This is a genomic window from Moorena sp. SIO4G3 (assembly GCF_010692305.1).
Taxonomy (GTDB): Bacteria; Cyanobacteriota; Cyanobacteriia; order Cyanobacteriales; family Coleofasciculaceae; genus Moorena; species Moorena producens_A.
The window spans coordinates 6535-25676 of record NZ_JAAHIG010000045.1; the positions used below are offsets into that span (position 1 = coordinate 6535).

The 19142-nt window shown below is 42.6% G+C and carries 19 protein-coding genes and 1 pseudogene; 14 read left to right on the forward strand and 6 right to left on the reverse strand.

The window, feature by feature from the left end:
* The 4 genes and pseudogenes from F6J99_RS11335 to F6J99_RS11350 all read left to right on the forward strand — a co-directional run.
* A pseudogene (locus F6J99_RS11335) lies at positions 1 to 836 on the forward strand (hypothetical protein); the annotation flags it as partial.
* Positions 837 to 1139: 303 nt separating this feature from the next.
* Entirely contained in the window at positions 1140 to 1715 is a 576-nt protein-coding gene (locus tag F6J99_RS11340) for a Uma2 family endonuclease (RefSeq protein ID WP_293062307.1), read from the forward strand.
* Between the two features lie 186 nt (positions 1716 to 1901).
* Complete coding sequence (locus F6J99_RS11345) at positions 1902 to 7253, forward strand: tetratricopeptide repeat protein (protein WP_293113009.1); 5352 nt, start codon at positions 1902 to 1904, stop codon at positions 7251 to 7253.
* Positions 7254 to 7276: 23 nt separating this feature from the next.
* The gene (locus tag F6J99_RS11350; protein WP_293113010.1) at positions 7277 to 8002 is read left to right on the forward strand and encodes a tetratricopeptide repeat protein; all 726 of its coding nucleotides are present in this window, start codon (positions 7277 to 7279) and stop codon (positions 8000 to 8002) included.
* On the opposite strand, the gene F6J99_RS11355 is transcribed toward F6J99_RS11350, so the two are convergent.
* Entirely contained in the window at positions 7944 to 8126 is a 183-nt protein-coding gene (locus tag F6J99_RS11355) for a hypothetical protein (protein WP_293113011.1), read from the reverse strand. The two genes, F6J99_RS11350 and F6J99_RS11355, sit on opposite strands and share 59 nt — an antisense overlap.
* On the opposite strand from F6J99_RS11355, the gene F6J99_RS11360 reads away from it, so the two are divergent.
* The 3 genes from F6J99_RS11360 to F6J99_RS11370 all read left to right on the forward strand — a co-directional run bounded on the left by F6J99_RS11360 (position 8093) and on the right by F6J99_RS11370 (position 9614).
* The gene (locus F6J99_RS11360) at positions 8093 to 8776 is read left to right on the forward strand and encodes an adenylate kinase (RefSeq protein ID WP_293113012.1); all 684 of its coding nucleotides are present in this window, start codon (positions 8093 to 8095) and stop codon (positions 8774 to 8776) included. The genes F6J99_RS11355 and F6J99_RS11360 overlap by 34 nt on opposite strands.
* Positions 8777 to 8883: 107 nt before the next feature.
* Positions 8884 to 9141 carry a hypothetical protein gene (locus F6J99_RS11365; RefSeq protein WP_293113013.1) on the forward strand — a complete coding sequence of 86 codons (258 nt, stop codon included), beginning with the start codon at positions 8884 to 8886 and terminating at the stop codon, positions 9139 to 9141.
* 32 nt (positions 9142 to 9173) lie between these two features.
* Entirely contained in the window at positions 9174 to 9614 is a 441-nt protein-coding gene (locus tag F6J99_RS11370; RefSeq protein ID WP_293113014.1) for an HNH endonuclease, read from the forward strand.
* Positions 9615 to 9943: 329 nt separating this feature from the next.
* On the opposite strand, the gene F6J99_RS11375 is transcribed toward F6J99_RS11370, so the two are convergent.
* The gene (locus tag F6J99_RS11375) at positions 9944 to 12061 is read right to left on the reverse strand and encodes a heavy metal translocating P-type ATPase (protein ID WP_293113015.1); all 2118 of its coding nucleotides are present in this window, start codon (positions 12059 to 12061) and stop codon (positions 9944 to 9946) included.
* 281 nt (positions 12062 to 12342) lie between these two features.
* Between F6J99_RS11375 and F6J99_RS11380 the strand changes: the two genes are divergently transcribed.
* Positions 12343 to 12525, forward strand: coding sequence for a hypothetical protein (locus F6J99_RS11380; protein ID WP_293113016.1), 183 nt, complete (start codon positions 12343 to 12345; stop codon positions 12523 to 12525).
* Here F6J99_RS11380 and F6J99_RS11385 read toward each other — a convergent pair.
* Both F6J99_RS11385 and F6J99_RS11390 read right to left on the reverse strand, forming a co-directional pair.
* On the reverse strand, positions 12516 to 12911 hold the full coding sequence (locus tag F6J99_RS11385; protein WP_293113017.1) for a metalloregulator ArsR/SmtB family transcription factor: 396 nt from the start codon (positions 12909 to 12911) through the stop codon (positions 12516 to 12518). The genes F6J99_RS11380 and F6J99_RS11385 overlap by 10 nt on opposite strands.
* A 501-nt stretch (positions 12912 to 13412) precedes the next feature.
* Complete coding sequence (locus F6J99_RS11390; protein WP_071986830.1) at positions 13413 to 13667, reverse strand: hypothetical protein; 255 nt, start codon at positions 13665 to 13667, stop codon at positions 13413 to 13415.
* 194 nt (positions 13668 to 13861) lie between these two features.
* Here F6J99_RS11390 and F6J99_RS11395 point away from each other — a divergent pair, with 194 nt between their 5' ends.
* The 6 genes from F6J99_RS11395 to F6J99_RS11420 all read left to right on the forward strand — a co-directional run bounded on the left by F6J99_RS11395 (position 13862) and on the right by F6J99_RS11420 (position 17595).
* Complete coding sequence (locus tag F6J99_RS11395) at positions 13862 to 14059, forward strand: hypothetical protein (RefSeq protein ID WP_293113018.1); 198 nt, start codon at positions 13862 to 13864, stop codon at positions 14057 to 14059.
* A 31-nt stretch (positions 14060 to 14090) separates the two neighbouring features.
* Positions 14091 to 14387, forward strand: a complete 297-nt coding sequence (locus F6J99_RS11400) for a hypothetical protein (RefSeq protein WP_293113019.1) — start codon at positions 14091 to 14093, stop codon at positions 14385 to 14387.
* A 109-nt stretch (positions 14388 to 14496) separates the two neighbouring features.
* Positions 14497 to 14625, forward strand: coding sequence for a hypothetical protein (locus tag F6J99_RS11405; protein ID WP_293113020.1), 129 nt, complete (start codon positions 14497 to 14499; stop codon positions 14623 to 14625).
* A 704-nt stretch (positions 14626 to 15329) separates the two neighbouring features.
* A complete protein-coding gene (locus F6J99_RS11410) occupies positions 15330 to 16754 on the forward strand; it encodes an MAC/perforin domain-containing protein (RefSeq protein WP_293113021.1) in 1425 nt (474 codons plus the stop codon).
* A gap of 245 nt (positions 16755 to 16999) precedes the next feature.
* Positions 17000 to 17203, forward strand: a complete 204-nt coding sequence (locus tag F6J99_RS11415) for a hypothetical protein (RefSeq protein WP_293113022.1) — start codon at positions 17000 to 17002, stop codon at positions 17201 to 17203.
* Between the two features lie 233 nt (positions 17204 to 17436).
* Positions 17437 to 17595 carry a hypothetical protein gene (locus F6J99_RS11420; RefSeq protein ID WP_293113023.1) on the forward strand — a complete coding sequence of 53 codons (159 nt, stop codon included), beginning with the start codon at positions 17437 to 17439 and terminating at the stop codon, positions 17593 to 17595.
* On the opposite strand, the gene F6J99_RS11425 is transcribed toward F6J99_RS11420, so the two are convergent.
* Positions 17546 to 18886, reverse strand: a complete 1341-nt coding sequence (locus F6J99_RS11425; RefSeq protein WP_293113024.1) for a TIGR03279 family radical SAM protein — start codon at positions 18884 to 18886, stop codon at positions 17546 to 17548. The two genes, F6J99_RS11420 and F6J99_RS11425, sit on opposite strands and share 50 nt — an antisense overlap.
* On the reverse strand, positions 18887 to 19087 hold the full coding sequence (locus F6J99_RS11430; protein ID WP_293113025.1) for a hypothetical protein: 201 nt from the start codon (positions 19085 to 19087) through the stop codon (positions 18887 to 18889). It lies immediately after the preceding gene.
* Between the last annotated feature and the right edge of the window lie 55 nt (positions 19088 to 19142).

Genomic DNA, 19142 nt, shown 5'->3' on the forward strand with positions numbered 1-19142 from the left:
TACCAGACGTTTTTACAAGATTGGGGTTAATTCTGAGACGGGGATTCACTCGGGATATTACTAGAAGCCTTAACATTGGTCCTGATCTTAATGACATCATTACTCGGACAAACGATATTATTCAAGCGGCTAGAACAGACTGCAATCAAAACTTATTAATCATTGTAGATGGTCTCGATCGCCAGGATTATGGCACCGCTGTGAAAATGTTTGAGAGTTCGCTGCTGACAGAATTAGAGTGTCATATCATCTACACCATTCCAATTTCCTTACGATATTCCCCTAGCTTTCGGCAACCCATGGAAAGCTTCCAATGTTTAGATTTGTATAATTTGCCTGTATTTGAATGCGATCGCAATTCTGGTCCCACCTCAACCCCTAACCAAGCTGGTCGAGATATCTTGAAGTCTGTGATTACCGAACGATTGGCTAAAATTAACGAGACAGACCTATTCACTCCCGATGCCTTAGATCTATTATGTGAAAAGAGTGGTGGTGTGATCCGGGATTTAATCCGACTAGCGCGCACGGCTTGTCAGGTCGCCGTGAAGAATAAAAAGGAATATGTAGACACAACCATTGCTCAGGAGGCGATTCAAGAAGAACGCAAAGCCTATACTATCAATGACTATCATTTTCCGGAATTGGCTACTGTTCACCAAACCGGTCGCTTAACTACCAATACCCATCATTTGCCCAAGCAAGGGCACTTTGTGATTTGTGATGAACTTTTACAAAATAAGTATGTCTTAGGGTATGACGGTGACCATACCTGGTTTGATGTGAATCCAATTATTATCCAAGACTTGGAACAGTGGCAAGCTAGTCAGAATTAAGGAACAGGGAACAGGGAACAGGGAACAGGGAACAGGGAAGAGGAACCCACCCCTAACCCCTCCCAGGAGGGGAAGAGGGAAGAGGGAAAAAATAATGTGTACCTCATGAGTCCTAGAAACGCTAGATCAGCTTATCTGCTACGCACACGCGTGCGCGTTGATCTGGAACTATTAAATTCTCTAGTTCTAGGTTTATTCTAAGGTGTTCGCGTAGCGTGAGCTGTCTAGGTTTTGGGTTTTGTTAGAATGAAACAGCCCTGCTTAAAAAGGGGGGAAGGGCATTGGTAATCGGGAATGGAAGCAATGACACAGACACTCTCAAAACCAAAAGACCAACGGCTGATTCACTCTGGGATGAATTGGCAACAATTCAAATTACTGGAACAGAGCTTTGCCGATTCACCAGGAATACGGTTATTCTACTACGGAGGAGAAGTAGAAATCTTGGCAGTTTCTCAAGACCACGAAACCTTTAGCCGCTTGATCGGGATTCTGTTAGCTATCTACTTTGAAGAAAAGGGAATTGAGTTCACCCCTACAGGAAGCTTTACCCAAGAAAAACCAGGGGTAGCCTCAGCACAAGCGGATGAGTCTTATTGTATCGGAAAGCCAAAGAAAATTCCCGACTTATCTATCGAAGTGGTTTTTACCAGTGGTAATCTCTCCAAACTCAATCGCTATCGGGAGTTGGGTGTACCTGAAGTCTGGTTCTGGGAAGATGGTCTATTTACCTTACATCATCTCAGAGCAGACGGTTACGAACGAATTTATACCTCAGAGGTGTTACCAGACCTAGATATGGAGTTGTTAACTAGGTCTGTAGTAATGGCGTCTACAGTTGAGGCAATGAGGTTTTTCAGAAAGGCAATTTCTGAGTAGTCGCGATGGTAATAGGGAATTGAGAATTTAGAATTGAGAATTTAGAATTGATAGGGTTTCTTGCATCTATTATGAGGTACTATTCTCTACCTCATCAATCCAATAAATTAACGATTTTTGTGAATACTAATCACACCACCACACTCCCCATCTCCCCATCTCCCCAGACTTACTCAATACTCACCCATGGAAACAGCCCCTGATCCATTGACTCCCGCTGACCATAATGAGCTGGATAGCTTAGTAACCACTCTAGAACTATCCAGTGGCACCACCATTATTTTTGCCATTGCTCCCGAAAGTGGTCCCAACCATCCAGTGGTGGAGCAGTTTAACTCTGTTGTTAATCAAGAAGCCTTGAGTGAGGAAGGGTTTCAGGTTAGCAACTTTTTCTACAGTCAGGATTCTTTAATTAATTTTATCCACCGTCTTAATCCCTTAGATCAAGAGACCTCTGTCAACACTCCTGCTCCCAGTCGTCCTCTGATCATGGCTTTCGGGATTGAGCAGTTGGACACACCTCGTCGCATCTATGAGCTAAAACGACTGAATATCAGTAGAGAATTCCTGTTTGAGCAGAACATAGTATTGATGTTTTGGCTCAATAAACGAGAATTTTTCGATGAGTTTCGCCTCTGGGCTCCAGATTTCTGGGATTGGCGGGAGCAGATTGTGGAATTTCAAGCCCATCCACCACCCCTGGCACCGTTATTCTATCCCTATCTAGAGTGGTTAATTGCCCAGAATTCTTATCTTAAGTTTAGTGGCGTGATGCAGGTGCAGCGCCAAGTGGATATTTTTCTGGATCAGGTCTATATTTCCCTCAAGGCTGAACCTCAGAAGCGGGTGGTTGATACCCCCGATGCTAGGCATTTATCTAAAGCTAATTTATCTAGCCCTTCGATGCGGATAGATCCGTTGGAAAGGATATCCCAAGATGTTGATACCTCCGATGCTAGGCATTTATCTAAAGCTAATTTATCTAGCCCTTCGATTGGGGTAGATCCGTTGGAAAGGATATCCCAAGATGTTGATACCTCCGATGCTAGGCATTTATCTAAGGCTAATTTATCTAGCCCTTCGATTGGGGTAGATCCCTTGGAAAGGATACCCCAGGATATCGATATCTCTACCAGTACTAAAACTATTTCCGATGCTAGGCATTTATCTAAGGCTAATTTATCTAGCCCTTCGATTCGGGAAGATCCGTTGGAAAGGAGATCCAAAGATGTTGATACCTCTACCACTACTAAAACTATTCCGGAAAAGGTTGATTTAGCCAAAGCCATACGCTATAGTAAGTATAGCGTGATTTTGGGAGACCCTGGTGCTGGTAAAACCACCCTGCTTAAATATCTAGCGCTCCATTTTGCCACTGCTCAACGGGATAACCAGGAAACGGTATTGCCAGGGGAGGCTAACGAGGATTTGGGGCAAACTCGCTTACCGGTGTTCTTTCGGATTGCTGACTATGCGGAACGGCGGGCAAGCCAATTGGACTTGAGCTTGCAACAGTTTCTTAGGGAATTCTCTCAGCAGTGGCAAGCTGAATTTACAAATCAGCCTGATAACGATACTGATACAACCATTTTTGAGCATTTGCGTGACAAACTCCATAGTGGAATGTGTCTGGTGCTGTTGGATGGCTTGGATGAAGTGTTTAATCAGAAAAGACGCCAAGATATAGTTCAGCAAATTGAAGGGTTTGTTAACGAATTCCCTGATAACAAGTTTGTGATTACCAGCCGGATTGCTGGCTATCGGGAAGTTAAATTAAGCCAACGGTTTTCCCATTTCACCATTACTGAGATGGAACCGGAACAGGTGGAGCGGTTTCTGGACCGATGGTGTCTAGCGGTAGAGAAAGCTCAAAGGCCGGATGCGAGTGAATATTATTGGCAGCAGGAAGCGGATCACCAAAGTCAGGAACTTAAGGAAGCGATCGCAGCCAGTGAGGGAGTGAAGCGTATGACTGGCAATCCCTTATTGTTAACGATTTTGGCATTAATTCACCGCAATGGCTCTCGCTTGCCCAATCAACGGGTAAAACTCTATGAATTAGCCGTCCAGACCTTGATCGAAGATTGGCAATTGAGCAAAAAATTGCCTGGTGTTGAGACCGTAGTGCTCAAAGAAAGTCAGGTGATGGCACTGTTGGCTCCCTTGGCTTACTGGATGCATACAGAGAAACCCTCGGGATTAGTCAGTGAAGCAGAAGTTAGGGAAAAACTAGCCGAAATCCATGGGAAGTTCAATGATGAAGACCCAGATTCCCAGAGCGTGCAGTGGCAAATTAATGATTTTTTGCGCAGGGTCAGGGAAAAAACCGGTTTGTTTGTGGAACGTGCCCCTGGTAGTTATGGGTTTATGCATCTGACCTTTGAAGAATATTTTGCTGCTCGGTATATTGCAGATAATGATGTTAGTGAGATTCTCGATATTATTAATCAGCATCGATATGAAGCCCGTTGGCATGAACCAATTTTGTTAGCCTTAGGGTATTTGGGGAGTGAGAATCCCAGACGGATTAATAAGTTAGTTCCAAAGTTGTTTAAACCCTTAGATGACTATCAGCCTAGGATTGATCATGGGGAAATTAAGATTAGAAAAACATCATCAAAGGATGTGGTTTTAGTTTGGCCAGTCTTAGGGGAAGATTCAACGGTTTCATATCAGGAGTCGCCATCGGTATTGCAGGATTTACTGTTTGCGGGTCAAGTTTTGGCTGATGTTGATGTCAACAGCAAGATTCGAACCAGGGTGATTCAGCAGTTAGTCTGGACTTACTTGGGGTTAGAACAAGACGTTTACAATGAAACGATTAAGGGATTGTTGAGGAAGTTACGGGATATTGAAAGGTTTAATCAGAAGGATGAAGTAATTAAGTGTCTCCAAGAAGTAGGTAATAATTTAAAGCTAAGTGAAAAGAGATGGGTGAAGACTCAGTTAGGGAGTTTATACGTAGCTTGTGGTCAAGCTGGAGAAACCTTAGTTAGTGGTGTAAATAAATTTATTGAACAGCTAGTTCAAAATCCAAAGCTTAGACTATTTGTTAATCTAATCAATTTGGTAATAGAGCTAGGGGAAGAGATGACCCCAGCTCTGGAAGCAATTAGACAAGATTCGATTCGGGATCAGCGAAGTCAACAATCCATAGAATTTGTGACAGCACTGTCTTACGTCCGCCCGGATAAGTATGATCAGGCGATTAGGATGTTAGAAAAGATTAATCAAGAACCAGATAGTCTGATCAAGGGTTACATTATTTGGGCAACAGCTACTTGTTACTACAAAAAGGAAAAATATGATCAAGCGATCGCATACTGCCGACAAAGCCTTGAATTTTATAACCAGTTGGATTTACAGGATCATGTAGCCAATTTTTGGTTATTGCTAGCTGATTGTTATCGAGAATCCGCCAAATATCAGCAAGCTCTCGATTGTCAAGACGAAATCTTAGCCATTCATCAGCAACTTGATGACCAATCACTTATAGCATTAACCTACTATGAATTTGGTAGAATCTATCAAGATCGGGGTAAGTATGAAGATGCGATTCCATACTACCAACAAAGCCGCGACCTTTATCAGGAGTTGGATTTACAGCAAGATGTAGCCAATCAATGGCTTCATCTTGCTGATTGTTATCGAAACTGGGGTAAATATCAAGAAGCTTTCGATTGTCAACAGAAAGACTTAACCATCTGTCAACAGCTTGATCACCAACCGAGGATAGCATTATCCAACTTTCACCTAGCTTTAATATATAAAGATTGGGGTAAGTATGATCAAGCAAAAGAATACTATGAACAAAGTCGTGACCTTTATCAGAATTTGGATTTCCAAAAAGGTGTAGCCAATTTGTGCTATTGGCTAGGTGATTGTTATCGAAACTGGGGCAGATATCAGCAAGCTATTGATTCTCAACGCCAAATTTTAGCCATTGGTCAGCAGCTTAATGACCAATCACTTATAGCATTAGCCTACTATCAACTCGGTAGAATCTATCAAAATTGGGGTAAGTATGAAGATGCAATTCCATACTACCAACAAAGCCTTGAATTCTATAACCAGTTAGATTTACAAAAGAATGTAGCCAATTTGTGGTATTGGCTAGCTGATTGTTATCAAAACTGGGGTAAATATCAACAAGCGGTAGATTGTCTACTCAAAACCTTAGCCATTAGTCAGCAGCTTGATGACCAATCAGATGTAGCATTAGCCTACTATCAACTCGGTAGAATCTATCAAGATTGGGGTAAGTATGAAGATGCGATCGCATACCACGAACAAAGCCGTGACCTTTATCACCAGTTGGATTTACAAAAAGATGTCGCCGATTTGTGGTATTGGCTAGCTAATTGTTATCGAGACTGGGGCAACTATCAGCAAGCTGTCGATTGTGAACTCAAAGACTTAGAAATGCGTCAGCAGCTTGATGACCAACCAAATCTTGCTGATGCCTACTATCAACTTGGTAGAATCAATCAAGATTGGGGTAAGTATGATCAAGGGATTTCGTACTACCAACAAAGCCTTGAACTTTATGAAGATTTTGATTTACAAAAAGATGTCGCCAATTTGTGGTATTGGCTAGGTGATTGTTATCGAGACTGGGGCAGATATCAGGAAGCTCTCGATTGTCAACTCAAAAGCTTAGCCATCCGTCAGCAGCTTGATGACCAAGCAGGTGTAGCAAGTGCCTACTATCAACTTGGTAGAATCAATAAAGATTGGGGTAAGTATAATTGGGGTAAGTATGAAGATGCGATCGCATACCACCAACAAAGCCTTGAACTCTATGACCAGTTAGATTTACAAAAGAATGTAGCCAATCAGTGGTATTGGCTATGTGATTGTTATCGAGACTGGGGCAGATATCAGGAAGCTGTCGATTGTCTACTCAAAAGCTTAGCCATCCGTCAACAGCTTAATGACCAACCAGGTGTAGCAAGTGCCTACTCTAATCTAGGTTACATTTATCTAGATTGGGGTAAGTATAATGAAGCGATTCCATACTATGAACAAAGCCGTGATCTTTATCAGCAGTTGGATTTACAAAAAGATGTCGCCGATTTTTGGTTATTCGTATCTTATTGTTATCGAGAATTGGGCAGATATCAGGAGGCTGTCGATTGTCTACTCAAACGCTTAGCCATCTGTCAACAGCTTGATGACCAATCAGGTATCGCATTCACCTACTTGCACTTAGGTAGAATCTATAAAGATTGGGATAAGTATGATCAAGCGATCGCATACTATGAACAGAGCATTAAACTCTTGGACCAGTTGGATTTACAACAAGACCTAGCAAATCCGTGGTATTGGCTAGGTGATTGTTATCGAGACTGGGGTAGATATCAAGAAGCTGTTAATTCTCAACTCAAAGCGTTAGCAATTTATCAACAGCTTGATCAGCAATCAGATATAGCAAATGCCTACCGTCACTTAGCTAGAATCTATGAAGCTTGGGGTAAGCATGATGAAGCGAATACATACTATGAACAAAGCCATGACCTCTATCAGCAGTTGGATTGACAAAAAGAGCAGATTTATGCTATATGCTAGCTGATTGTTATCAAGAATTAGGTGATTACACCAAAGCCATTGACAATTACCAGCAAAGCCTAAATCTCCATCAACAACTGGGTCAAAATGAAAACATTGCGAATCGGTATCGAAAAATTGGTAATAGCCAACGGCTCCTAGCCAGAAATACTCCAGACACAACCGAAGCCCTCCACTTACTCAGCCAAGGGGAGCAAAGTATTGGTCAAGCCATCGAAATTAGTAAAGCCAACGACTACAAAGCCAACCAAGCCAACAACTATACCGCTCTTGGCTTACTCTCTTCAGAGCGCTTGCGCCGATTACCCTCCAACCACCCTACTCTACCGGAACAGATTGAGCAATTTGAAACCAACTATGCCATGGGCTTAAGGTTACTTTCAGAACTTGGAAAAATTGTCAATAGGGCGGAAAAAATTCTAGATATCTCCCGGGCTTACCTAGAGGTAAATGCCTTAGAAAACCTTGACCGAGCGGAAGCGTTAGCCCTGGAATCCCTACAGGTTTTCCTAGACTACAACCGTCGGAAACTAGAAGCCTCTGCTCGCCAGCTCTTAGGGAAAATTTACTTGCGTCGTGTTGAGTGTAATCAACCCAATGCTAAAGCAAGGGCTTACCAATTTTTTACTGAAAGTTTAGAACTTTACCGGAGCTTAGATATTAAGGAAAAAGTGATAGAATTGGAGCAACAGTTAATAGGAGTAGGGAGTAGGGAGTAGGGAGTAGGGAGTAGGGAATAGGGAACAGGGAATCGGGAATCGGGAATCGGGAGTAGTAATAATATTTGACTATTTCAGTACTACGGCGGTTTGCATAACTATCAGGTACACATTGTTTATCCACTTCTGACTTCCGACTTCCCTGTTCCCTCTTATCTCTTCCCTGTTCCCTGTTCCCTGTTCCCTCTTATCTCTTCCCTACTCCCTACTCCCTACTCCCTACTCCCTACTCCCTACTCCCTAACTATGAATAGAGTTGCAGTATTTGGCAATGCTGGCGCTGGAAAATCGACCCTCAGCAAACGTTTAGCTGAAATAACTGGATTACCCCTGGTACACCTCGATTCCATGAAATATAGACCGGGCGGTGCTGAGGTGCCCCATGCCGAGTTTAAAGCCGCCCATGATCACCTCTTGCAACAGGAGCAATGGATCGTTGATGGATTTGGCTCACTCGATACGGTGTGGCAACGGCTAGATGTAGCCGATACCCTGGTCTATCTGGATATGGCTGTGCTGCGACATTACTGGTGGATCACAAAGCGATTTGTTAAAGGTCTTTGGGTGCCACCGGAAGGCTGGCCTGAAAATAGTCCCCTAGTAAAAGGCACACTGAATTCCTATAACACGGTCTGGCTGTGTCATAAAAAGCTAACGCCCAAATACCGGACTTATGTGGAAGCGGCTAAAGCAACAAAGCAGGTTTACCATTTGCGATCGCCCCAAGAGGTAAAGCATTTTTTGCAAACTATGGTTACAGAATTTGAAGGTTAGCTGATTGATTACCTGGTAACAGCATGATAAATATTGATTTTACCAATTCTATCCCCTGATTGTCTATAATATAGTTGCAGATTGTGATCGTTGCTGGGAATGTGACCATGACGACTTTAGTAAAAAATCAAAAAATATACGATGAATTTATTGATTTTGTTGCTCAAGGAACTAGCCCAGAAAGTGTGACTAAGTTTCAATTTTCGGAAGCTACAAAGGAACAGATATACGATTTAGTGGAACGCGCAAAATTAGGAGATTTATCCCAATATGAAAAAAACGAGCTTGAACAGTTTTTAGTGGTCGAACATCTGATTAGATTGGCGAAAGCTAGAGCTCATCAATACCTTAAATCTGTCTCTTAGTATAGAGAGAAGTATATATAAATAAATAAATTATGCCTCGACACTACATGACTAAAGAACTGAAACGATTAGTCAGTCACCGGGCTAAAAGTTTGTGTGAATATTGTCTGATTTCTGAACAGGATAGTGGTGGATGTCAATTTGACCACATTATCAGTGTCAAGCATGGGGGTGAAACGAGTGCGGAAAATTTAGCTTATGCTTGTTTATATTGTAACCTCAATAAAGGAACAGATTTAGGGTCAATTATTTGGCGCACAGGTGATCTGGTGAGATTTTTTAATCCTAGACGAGATCCATGGTCTGAGCATTTTCGTCTTGATGGTGCAATGATTCAATCTTTAACAGATATTGGGGAAGTCACAGCCAAAATTTTGCAGTTTAATAGTAGCGATCGCCTCTTAGAAAGACAATTGCTGATTGAAGTAAATAGATACCCTTCACCTGATGCCTTAAAACAAATGAAAGCATAAATAAAATAATCTTCCTTAGGTGCGCTTGACCCATGAAGAATTAAATTCACCACGGGTCGCAGCTAAAAGCACCGATTGCGCGTAGCGCATATGCTTACCTTTGTATAGGCTAAACTTTAAGTAACTAACTAATCGACCCCTAATTCTGATCATGGAGCATTTCCCTAAAGTCATTCCTCCCCAGATTACCGATATTGAGGCTAGACAAGATTTTTTAAGGTTACTTGTTGAGCGAATGCAACAAAACCCTATTCCTTATGATTCTCCTAAGTTTACACGAGATATGTTCCATGAACATAGCTAAAAGCTTAAATAATTTCTACACATCTTTAATTCTCCCTGATCTGCAATACCCGACTAGCATTAAGAATCGCCAACAGAGCCACTCCCATATCGGCAAATACAGCTTCCCACAGAGTTGCTACCCCCATCGCACCCAGGGCAATAAAGACGACTTTCACTGCCAAAGCAATAATAATATTTTGCCAAACAATACCTAGGGTTCGGCGGGCGATCGCGATCGCTTCTGCTACTTTAGAGGGAGCATCGGTCATAATTACCACGTCGGCGGTTTCGATAGCAGCATCTGAGCCTAATCCCCCCATAGCTATGCCCACATCAGCACGAGCAATTACTGGTGCGTCGTTGATGCCATCTCCCACAAATGCGGTTTTATGGTTAGTTTGGTTTACTGCTGTGAGGATCTTCTCTAAAGCATTCACCTTATCCTCTGGTAAAAGTTCCGCTTGAAAATCATCTATCCCTAGCCTTCGAGCGATAGTATTAGCTATGGTTTGACTGTCTCCTGTCAGCATCACAGTTTTAATCTGCTGTTGGTGCAGTGCTTGGATGGCATTGATGGCATCTTCTTTGAGTTCATCGGCAATTAAGATACGCCCACTGTATTCACCATCCACAGCTAAGTGAGCTACCGTACTATCAGCCACACAGACATGATGGGAAATCCCCTCTCGATGCAGTAAGCGATCGTTTCCTGCGATCACAACTTTTCCATCAATTTGGGCGAGAATACCCTGTCCCGCAATTTCTTGATAATTGTCAACCTTAGAACTGTCAATCGGTTTGCCATGAGCTTGTCGAATCGATTGAGCAACGGGATGATTTGACCCAGATTCTACATGAGCAGCTAATTCTAGTAGTTGCTCTTGACTCAAACCATTGTGGGTAATAATCTTGGTGACTCGAAAGTTTCCTTTAGTAAGGGTGCCAGTTTTATCAAAGACGACGGTTTTAACCTGAGTTAAGGCATCTAAAAACGTAGAACCTTTAATCAAAATACCGCGCTTGGCTGCCCCTCCAATACCGCCAAAATAGCCGAGAGGAATACTAATTACCAATCCACAGGGACAGGAAATCACCAACAGCACCAAGGCTCGATAAGTCCAGGTACTTGCGCTTGCTCCCGAAATTAGCAAAGGTGGTAACAGGGCAATTGCTAGGGAAAGAAAAACTACAACGGGTGTATAGTAGCGGGCAAAGCGAGTAATAAACTTTTCCGTGTCGGCTTTTTTGCTTCTAGCGTTTTCCACCAAGTCCAAAATTCTGGCAATGGAAGACTCGTCAAACGGCTTAGTAACGCGAATGGTTAGCCCTCCAGACTGGTTAATCATCCCTGCTAACACCAGATCTCCTGTTACAACGGTACGGGGGACTGATTCTCCTGTGAGGGCAGACGTATCTAGTTGGGAAGTTCCCTCAATAATCTCACCGTCCAGGGGAACTTTCTCCCCAGGGCGTACCCGAATCATTTCCCCAACAGCAACTTGATCAGGGGAAACGGTTTGTATCTCGCCGTTAACTAGCAGATTAGCAGTATCGGGACGCACTTCCAGCAAGGCTCGAATCGAACGACGCGATCGCCCCACCGCAGACCCCTGTACCAATTCCCCCACCTGGTAAAACAACATCACCCCCACTGCTTCCGGTAGTTCGTGAATAGCGATCGCGCCTATGGTGGCAATGGTCATCAAAAAGTTTTCGTCAAAAATCCGACCCCCCAGGATATTTCGCCCCGCAGTGGTTAGCACTCCCCAACCACAGAGTAAGTAAGCAGGAATCAAGATGGCATATTCAGCTATGCCAAAAGGAGTCTGATGTAAACTATCTTGAAAAATCAGTCCGATTAACAAAAGAGGAGTAGCGATCGCGACCGCTCTTAACTCGCGCCACAAGTTAAATTCATTCTTTCCTTGACTGCTCCCGCAGCAGTCATCATGGGTTGTCACCTCCTTTCCTTGACTGTTCTCGCAGCAGTCATCATGGGTTGTCACCTCCTTTCCTTGACTGTTCCCGCAGCAGTCATCATGGGTAGTCACCTCCTTTCCTTGACTGTTCTCGCAGCAGTCATCATGGGTTGTCACCTCAGCAACGGCTTGAACGGAATGCCCAGAGTTGCAGCAGTCTTGATGATGATGGAGTTGTGCCATAGCAATACCTAACTGTGAACATCTCCTGAATATCTGAAATACTATTCAGATGAAAGATTATTCAAATTATAGTGTAAGTAGCTGTGCCAAATAAATTATTGACAGCGTTTTTTCATTTTTATGAGGTACAAATTATTTTTTATATGTTTCGATATACCAGGCTTAATAGTCCCTAAAATCCAAAAATATGTACCTTACTAAATTAAAATTATCTGGCTGTATTGTAAATACTGTTACAACTATTTCAGTAGATAGACTTATTTATAGCGTTTATCATAGCTATGAGGTACACAATATTTTTTCCCTCTTGCCTCTTGCCTCTTGCCTCTTGCCTCTTGCCTCTTGCCTCTTGCCTCTTGCCTCTTGCCTCTTGCCTGCTCCCTGCTCCCTGCTCCCTAAAACCTAGATATTTGTATCTCACAAGTCTTATAATTGCTATATCTCTGCTCAATAATCAACTTTGATCAAGGTGTTGAGCTACCTCTCGGTAAAAAGTCACAATATGTTCATCGGCAAGGCTGTAGTAAACGTTGCGACCTTGACGGCGATATTTTACTAGCTTTTGCGATCGCAATACTCGTAACTGATGAGATACTGCCGATTCCCCCATTTTTACTATCGCTGCTAAGTCGCAGACACAAAGCTCTTGCTGTGCGAGGGCTGAAAGCAACTTTAGCCGATGGGGGTCAGAAAGAACGCTAAAAAACTCTGCCATCTGTTGCGCTTTTTCCGTTGCTAAAACCTTACTCTGCACCTGCCACACATTATCTAGATGAACTAGGGACTCATCACAGCTTGGAGCATCAGAAGAGTGGACAGTTGGTTTATTTAAAGAACTAGAATCAGCCATGATGAATTATATTTACTACTTAATCTTTAGATCTATGATACTACAGCGTTTATCGCAGTTATGAGGTACAGTTTTCTTTTAGGTTGATTCCCTGTTAGGTGCGCTCTTACCATTAAGAATTAAATTCGCTATAGGTGCGCTTTCCAATGGGCGAGTAAATCCCCCTTGGGTCGCACCTTGAGGGCTTTGCCGACGCGGGGCGCGAACGGGCGCGCACCTCTTTATGCAGCGCATCGCTATTCCCAATTACCTACTCCCAATTACCTACTCCCAATTCTAAATTCTTCATTCTTCATTCTTCATTCTTCATTCTTCATTCTTCATTCTTCATTCTAAATTCTAAATTCCCTACTCCCTTAAAAAAAATAGCCGCAGAAATACTATCCACGGCTAGGAAATTGACCTTATGTGATTCCGTTTTCAACCCTATCCAGACCTGCTCCCATGGGAGCAGACTCGATGATTTTGCCAGGGGGCAAAGCCCCCCAGAAAGTTAATCCGTTAACCCAAAGTTATGTACTTGGTCATCATCGTAATAAATTCCCCAGGAATGCCCGTTGGTTGCAAAGGACTCCACTCAGAAATTTCGGCGTAACGCAGTGCATAGAGGCTATGCATCGTGTTAATTATAGCCTTGCGGGAGCCCTTCAAAATGTGCTTAACAGGGTATTTTTTTGGAGAAGATTCCTGAGGATTATTACTAGGAGTAATATCCTCAGGGTTGTTTTCAGGGTTTGGGCGAAATTCGGAATCCATCTTGGTCACCTTTTGCTTGTTGTTTGCATACTATAATCATAAGGATTAGAAAATAACTTGTCAAGGGTTTTTAGTTTTTTTTGTGCAAAGTAATTTTAAATAAAACCTAAGCTAATCTTTATTTAAATCCCATGGTTTTGATTTTCTTAAATAGATAAAATGAAAAAATAAGAGGGTATGTAGCAATTATTATAATGAATGACAATATTTTTTTAACTTTTACCTATTCTGACTTTACTGCTCCCTGCTCCCTATTCCCTGTTCCCTGCTCCCTGCTCCCTGCTCCCTGTTCCCTGTTCCCTATTCCCTATTCCCTGTTCCCTGCTCCCTGCTCCCTGCTCCCTGCTCCCTGCTCCCTAAAACCAAAAAATTTCGTACCTCACCAAATTTAAAACCGCTATATCACATCAATCCTAAGTTCTAATGTTATTATCCACAGTGCAGGGAATTCTACTACTTTTCACAGTAGGATTGAACCTGCACATTTTTTACTTATATCTAAAATTACAGCAGCAAATGCATCTGTTGTCTGAGCGACTCCCCCTACAGCAAGAGTTAATGGATCAGGCATTTACTGAAATTCACAACAATTCTCTGCAACAGTTGGCATTCGTGATCAGAGAATTGCAGATTCGTGAGATGTCTCAACAGGAATTAATTGAGTATCTGCGTCAGGTGTATCAGGATATCCAGACTAGTGTTGAAAATCTCAAGGAATAAGATTAATTTGTCTCGGTAGACTAACACAGCTAAAATGGTGCTTTAGTAAAATCGCTTAATTCATTGTAAATTAAGGCTTTTTTAAAAAATCTATCCTACTACTTTAGCTGTGCTATGCCACTACAAGAGCGATCGCACTCATGAAAGAGAGCTTCTACTAACAGACCCACGGTTTTATGAATTAATGGCTATTGGTACATCCCACCAAACTGGCGATCGCACTCGACTCGTGTTATAATAACTTTTATGAGACATATCCAAGAATCTGTAATCCACTCGCAGCAATCACAATAAGTGGGTCAAAGACTCATTTAAAACTGAGCCATAGGAACGATTTTAATGAGGTTTTGGAGTCTCAAAATCTAAATCTGGATTAAAAATATGGGTTCTTCAGTACCTACTATGCGCTCATTTTAAGTTAAAAAACTCATAAAGCTTACTCTACAAGCGTTATGAGGCTATTTAATTAACAAAAATTTCGCCCATACTGCCTCTTTCCACTGCTCCGTTCGCGTAGCGTGGCCAACGGCCTCAGTCCCTGCTCCCTGCTCCCTTCCCTAAACTGTTAATTTAGCATAACAAGTACGGAAGAGCCAAATATTCGCGTTTCTGTAAATAAGTTAATTATCATTTATTAGTTTTACCATTTTATTATTGTCGGTTTTTAACCAACAATTTTTCTTATAATGGTTTTGTTTATTTAGAATTTTTTTGAATATATTTCCAAGTGTAATTGGTTATTTTTACGGTTTATCCATAGAGCATTTTTTGATTATACTTTATTTTTAGGATATAGCAATCCTAAATAGGTTGTGGTAATGTTCCAAAACGTGATCCTTGTTATACCTGGGTTTCAAGCCAATCACTTGTCACCAATCATTTAGGGTTGCTATATTATCGGGATGTTTAGTTTAACAAATCAGTTTACTATAGGAGACAAACATGGCTAATAATCTAACCGGCATCGGATATCTTGGCTGTACCTACGACATCTATGGTTACTATGCCCGCGCTAACTCCGTAAATACCAGCAAGCGACTGTTTTCTTTGCCTGACGCAGATACAGAAATCACGGTCTACGGTGATCAATATTCTTACCCCAAGGATGCCATAGGCACTCCTGTTTTATTATACGAAGCTGATGAGAAAACCTCCTCTTACGAAAGTACTGAAGAACTATACACCAAGATGTCAGTTTCTGCCAACTTGTCCGGTTCCTATGGTCTGTTTAGCTCCGAAGTTTCGGCTAAATACTCAGAGTCATACACCAGTAGCAGCTACTTCTATCATGTTGAAAAATCGGGCTATGTCAATTCCTACAAGTTGACCCTGGATCTCGATTATGCGCTGAATAATCTTGATGAGGACTTCAAGGATGACCTCTACAACATGGACGCCGACAAGTTAGTGGCAAAATACGGCACTCACTTTCTCTACGAAGCTGTTTTCGGGGGTCGCTGGTCTTATACTCAAAGCGTCTCAAAATTCAGTTATAGCAGCTCCCAGGAAGCCGAAGTCCAAGTAGAGGCAAACTATGGCAACTACTCGGGATCAATTTCCAGTTCTAACCAGACCGACGAGTCGCAATCGAACAATCAATCTAATGGCGAGTTTTGGTGCATCGGTGGCACTCCCGACACTTTGGAGGACTTTAATGATTGGACTGCATCGGTTTCTGGTAATTTCGTCCTCGTGGACTTTACCTCTGACTCCCTGAAGCGAATTTCGGAGTTAGTGGAGAATGATGACCCTCGCAAAAATGAAATCGACGCAGCCATCCAAACTGTTCTTGATGCAGGTACGAACCCTAGTAGTACTGAGCTCACTACCAGTTCTCAAACCCAAGAGTGGATCGCAGGCGACAATAAAGATATGGAGCTAGACTCAGAAGCCAAGGATGGCTACCCAGTAGTTGGCTTTGGAGGTCTGATTAAGGACAAGAAGTTCAATCTTACTGCCGTGTGCTACCTTAATCTGTCTACAGGCCAACGTCACTGGGAGGTGTTTGGAGACAAAACTACCTTTAACCAGACCGATTACGAAACCCTAGGGGAAGTCCCAGAGGGCTGTGTACTGACAGGCATTGGGTTGAAGGGAGACAACAGCGAATTCAGAAAAATGGTGCTTTACTACCAAGAACTCACCCCTGGTAGCTCCACGAACAACTATCTCGAGACCAACCTACAGTCAATTGCTTTTAAGGGTAAAAACGAAGTAAGTTCTCCTGATAGTAGCTACGAGGTTGAGTTTAATCCCGGTGATAATAATGATATGGTGATTACGGGCATTGCCGTGGGGTACCGTGGCAAAAAGGAAAAGGTCAATTACCTCAAACTCTATCGCAATACTATAGTGGAAAAAGTCTAGTAATTTTAGCTGCCATTACTTTGACCAGACCGTAGTTAAATCACTCGTCTTTACCATTACCCAAAACCCAAAAGCTTATACATTTTAGGGAGAGATGTCAGGAAAACTTTGTCCCATTAAATAGTTGACTATCACATCAATCCTAAGCTCTAATTTTGTTATCTACAGTGCAGGGAATTCTACTACTTTTCACAGTAGGATTGAACCTGCACATTTTCTACTTATATCTAAAATTACAGCAGCAAATGCATCTGTTGTCTGAGCGACTCCCCCTACAGCAGCAGTTAATGGATCGGGCATTTACTGAAATTCACAACAATTCTCTGCAACAGTTGGCATTCCTGATCAGAGAATTGCAAATTCGTGAGATGTCTCAACAGGAATTAATCGAGTATCTGCGTCAAGTGTATCAGGATATCCAGACTAGTGTTGAAAATCTCAAGGAATAATACCGAGTTGCATTCAAAGAGAGTAGATTGGTTGGATAGGGAGATAGGGAGATGGGGAGATAGGGAGATGGGGAGATAGGGAGATGGGAAGATGGGGAGATAGGGAGATTAGCGGAAGAGAAAGTTGTACGTTTGACCGCAACTTAGTATAAAATTAATTTGTCTGAGTTGTTATCTTGATTTAGTTGATAATTTTGATGTTTAAACTATAGATAAGCTGATGTGCTTTTAAATTGGTTATTCTCCGTTATCTGTTCCCGATTCCCGATTCCCAATTCCCGATTCCCGATTCCCGATTCCCGATTCCCGATTCCCGATTCCCTACTCCCTACTCCCTACTCCCTACTCCCTATTCCCAACAGCCCCATCTATCAATTCCTCAATACCATTAACAGGAATAATCGGAGTCTTGAGCTGATCAGCCACTTCTGCCACAGTCATATCATCCAGAAACCGGGTATCACCATGCTTAAGCATCAACCCAGGTAACAGAATCATTTCTCCTAAATCTTTTCCTTGTAATCCCTTCAGTAAATCCTGTCCAGTTAGCAAGCCAGTAACCGTTATCTCCTGACCCCAGTAATCACTAGATAACGCGACCATCCTAATCTCCAATCCTGCCACAGCATTGAAGCGCTCTACCACAGGTTCAAAGGCTTTTTCCACCGCATTACCCACTACCCAAGTCCCCCGCCGGGGGATTTCTAAACTCTTAGGCAACCGTTTAGTAGCAGTAGATTGGAATTGTTTCAAGAACAGACGAATCGAACCGACACCATTTCCAATTTGAGGGTAGTCTCCGTAATCAGATTCTGGAGGTAACTCTTCTCTAGCAATCAAAAACCACTCATCTGCCAACCAAGCAAAGGTAGACCCCAACTGGTGCTTAAATTTCTCCTGAAGCCTTTGAACTTGAGCAATCACTTCCCTCGCTTTTTCCCCAGTAACACTAATTAGTTCATCCTCCTGGGGTCGAAATCGAGTCAATCCCACCGGCACTACTGCCGTTGAAGCCACTGCGGGCAGATCACCAGTATAGAATTGCGCTAAATCTAACAGAGTACGTTCTAAGTGAATGCCATCATTAATCCCAGGACACACCACTACCTGAGCATGAATTTGTAGCCGCCGCTCCTGAAACCACCTTAACTGCTCTAAAATTTGCCCAGCCCGAGGATTTTTGAGTAAGCGTATGCGCACATCCGGCTCAGTAGCATGAACTGAAACATAAAGAGGAGATAGACGCATCCGTTCGATCCGATCCCACTCCGTTTGCTTCAGATTAGTCAGGGTTAAGTAAGACCCATACAGAAAACTAAGCCGATAGTCATCATCTTTGAAATAAAGGCTTTGGCGCTTACCTGGTGGTTGTTGGTCGATGAAGCAAAATGGGCAACGATTATTGCACTGAATCAAACCATCAAATAACGCTGTCTCGAATTCCAGCCCTAAATCGTCATCATAGTCTTTCTCAATTTCGATCACATGAGTCTCACCCGCCCCATCCAGCACTTCCAGTTCTAAAATTTCATCCGCACACAGGAACTGATAATCAATCAAATCACGGGGATGGCTACCATTGATCGCAACAATAGAATCCCCTGGTTCAAATCCAATCTCAGCGGCAATGGAGTTGGGAAGAACCTTTGTGATTAATACTGGACGAATCGAGCTTTGACTCATTTAAACCTTGGACTTCGCGGCAGAAGTCGGGAAGAGAGAATAGGGAACAGGGAGCAGGGAGCAGGGAGCAGGCAAGAGGCAAGAGGCAAGAGGCAAGAGGCAAGAGTTAAAAAATCCTGTGTACCTAATAGTTATGAAAAACGCTGTATATCCAAAATATATATCGAAATCTACAATAGTTGAAGGGATAATTCTCCCCATCTCCCTATCTCCCTATCTCCCTATCTCCCCATCTCCCTATCTCCCTATCTCCCCA